The sequence below is a fragment of the Aquabacterium sp. genome, from assembly GCF_004297345.1.
Lineage (GTDB): Bacteria > Pseudomonadota > Gammaproteobacteria > Burkholderiales > Burkholderiaceae_C > Aquabacterium.
This window is the reverse complement of the sequence record NZ_SCTN01000442.1, coordinates 1-2761: the sequence shown is the minus strand read 5'-3', so window position 1 is coordinate 2761 and position 2761 is coordinate 1. Positions and strand designations below refer to the sequence as shown.

Here is a 2761-nt window from a genome sequence, read left to right as displayed (position 1 = left end):
CCCGCTTCTGGACGACTACTACAAGGCTTCGATCCAACGCGCGATTGCCGAAACACGCAAGTACAAGCTGACACGTCGCGACGTCAACTTCGACAACTGGCTGGAACCCAAGTACCTCAACAACGCCCTGCGTGAGTTGAAGCTGGAGACCTACTGGCCAACGCAAGGTGCAGATGGCAAGTTCACCCGCACCTGATCAGGCTGCCTGATGAGCTGAAACCTGACGGACCCGGGCCTGATCCTGGTCCGTCTATTGACTTCGTGGAACCGACATCATGGCCGCATCGACAGACGACACCATCGTATTCCCCATTACTGCTTCTACCCGTGCCGAGCAGCACGCACGTCGATATGTGGTGGACACAGCCCGTTCGGCACTGACACTAATCAGCACCATCTTGCTAGGCGCCATCCTGCCGGCCCTGCTATTTGTGCTGTGGTGGACGGCCACCGAACGCCATTGGATCGCCGAACAGATCCTGCCTCCCCCAGCCTTTGTCTGGGATTCGCTCAAGGACGTTCTCCAGACCGGTGAACTGTGGGGACACGTCAAGGTCAGTGCCGCCCGAGTGGGTTGGAGTCTGCTGATCGGTGGCAGCATCGGCCTCATCCTGGGCTTTGGCATGGGGCTGTCTCGCACGGTCAAGGCCTATATCTTCCCGACCTTCGACTTCCTGGCCCAATTGCCTGTGCTCGGCTGGATCCCCCTGCTCATCATCTTCGTGGGCATTGAGGAACCTCTCAAGGTCACTGCCGTGTCCATCGCCGTGGTCGTCCCTGTGGCGCTGAGCACGCTCAATGGCATTGCCAACATCCCCCGCAACTTGCTCGAGGTAGGCCGCATCTACCGCTTCGACACGCTCCAACTGATCACACGCATCGTGCTGCCTGCTGCAGCGCCCAGTTTGTTCACCGGCCTGCGTCAAGGCGTGATGCAGGCCTGGCTGTCGGTCGTGTTCGTGGAGTTGCTGTCGTCCAGTGAGGGCCTTGGCTTCCTGATGGCCTATAGCCGGTCCCTCAGCCAGATCGACATGGTCATCGTGGCCATGGCCGCCATTGGTGCGGTCGGCATCGTCATCGAGCTGGTCTTGCGCCTGATCGAATCGCGCCTGCAAGGCTGGCGTCGCAACGCATTCTGAACAAACAAGGTCAACGATGTCTGACACCAACACTCGCTCAACCAAGCGCCAGTACGACTGGCGTGGTCTGGTTCTACCCGTTGCCTTCATCGCACTCTGGTACGCGCTGACCTCGCTCAAACTTGTCAACACCAAACTGATCGTGCCGCCCGCCGGTGTGGTCACCACGGGTATCAAGGAACTGGGCAACCCCGACTTTTACATTGGCATTGGCCTGAGCCTCTGGCGCGATCTGTCCGGCTTTGCGCTGGGCGCGCTGGCTGGCGTCACTGTGGGCGCCTTGATCGGCGTATCTCGTCTCGCTGACAAGATCATCGGCCCAACCTTTCACACCGCCCGCCAGATTTCACTGTTTGCGTGGCTGCCCCTGCTCTCAGCCATGGTTGGCACGGGCGAATTGTCCAAGGTGATTTTCATTGGCTTCTCGGCTTTCTATCCGGTCGTGCTTGGCACTTTGGAAGGTGTGCGTGGCGTCACCTCCGGCCAGGCTGAAGTAGCCAAGGTCTACGGCTTCACGCGCCAGCAACTGCTAACCAAGCTGATCCTGCCTGCAGCTTCTCCACAGATCCTGTCCGGCCTGCGCCTGGGCCTGATCTACGCCTGGCTGGCCACCATCGGTGCCGAGTTCTTGCTTGTCGACGACGGCCAAGGACTTGGCAATACCGTCTTCAAAGGCCGCATGGCCTTCAACGTCGAGCTGATCCTGTTCGGCCTGCTGGCCATCGCGCTGATCGGCAACACATTCAATCGTCTGGCAGATCGCGCTGAAAAGCGCTTGCTGCGCTGGCGTGCACCGACAGCTCGCTGATCGGTCTTCACGCCCTCACCCCATTTACCGCTGTCACTCGGATACCGCACTAGGAGCCACCCATGCCACATGCAGGCACCATTGAAATCAAGAACCTCAACAAGCAGTACGAGGTCAAAGGCAAACCTTTGAAGGTACTGGACAACATCTCTCTGTCCATCAAACCTGGCGAATTCGTCAGCATTGTGGGTTCCAGCGGATGCGGCAAATCCACCTTGTTGCGCTTGCTGATCGGCCTGGAAAGCGGCTATGAAGGCCAGTTGCTGCTGGATGGCCAGCCCATCAAAGGCACCAGCCTGGACCGGGGCATCGTGTTCCAGGACCACCGCCTCTTCCCGTGGCTGACTGTTGAGAAGAACGTGGCACTGGGTTTGCTCAACGCCCCAGGCACCCAGGCGTCGAAAGACAAGGCGGTGCAAGAGCACATCGAACTGGTGGGCCTCAAGGGTTTCGAAAAGGCCTACCCCTATCAGTTGTCTGGTGGGATGTCTCAGCGCGCCGCCATCGCACGTGCGCTGGTCAATCGCCCCGAGGTCTTGTTGCTGGACGAGCCTTTTGGTGCGCTTGACGCCTTGACCCGAACTCGCCTGCAACAAGAACTGCAACGTATCTGGCAAGCCGAAGGTATCACCGCCATCCTGGTGACACACGATGTGGAAGAAGCCGTGTACCTCGGCGACCGCGTGGTCGTCATGCAGCCTCGCCCTGGGCGCATCAAGCGTGTGGTGGAGGTGCCATTGGCTCGGCCTCGTGATCGCGTCGGGGCGGACTTCATCGCAATCAAGGACGATGTCCTCAGTGAGTTCAGCCACGA

The 2761-nt window shown here is 59.5% G+C and carries 3 protein-coding genes and 1 pseudogene; all 4 read left to right on the top strand.

The features are described from left to right. A pseudogene (locus EPO09_RS17165) lies at positions 1 to 196 on the top strand (TetR family transcriptional regulator); the annotation flags it as partial. 79 nt (positions 197 to 275) lie between these two features. Then, positions 276 to 1139: an ABC transporter permease gene (locus EPO09_RS17160; protein ID WP_290644830.1), complete on the top strand. Its 864-nt coding sequence runs from the start codon at positions 276 to 278 to the stop codon at positions 1137 to 1139. 16 nt (positions 1140 to 1155) lie between these two features. Continuing rightward, the gene (locus EPO09_RS17155) at positions 1156 to 1947 is read left to right on the top strand and encodes an ABC transporter permease (protein WP_290644828.1); all 792 of its coding nucleotides are present in this window, start codon (positions 1156 to 1158) and stop codon (positions 1945 to 1947) included. Positions 1948 to 2009: 62 nt separating this feature from the next. After that, the coding region (locus EPO09_RS17150; protein WP_290644826.1) for an ABC transporter ATP-binding protein at positions 2010 to 2761 on the top strand (752 nt) is incomplete at its 3' end.

What these genes read in the sequence shown, in the direction of transcription:
- EPO09_RS17160 (WP_290644830.1), top strand. Translation starts at nt 276, where the DNA reads ATGGCCGCATCGACAGACGACACCATCGTATTCCCCATTACTGCTTCT.
- EPO09_RS17155 (WP_290644828.1), top strand. Translation starts at nt 1,156, where the DNA reads ATGTCTGACACCAACACTCGCTCAACCAAGCGCCAGTACGACTGGCGT.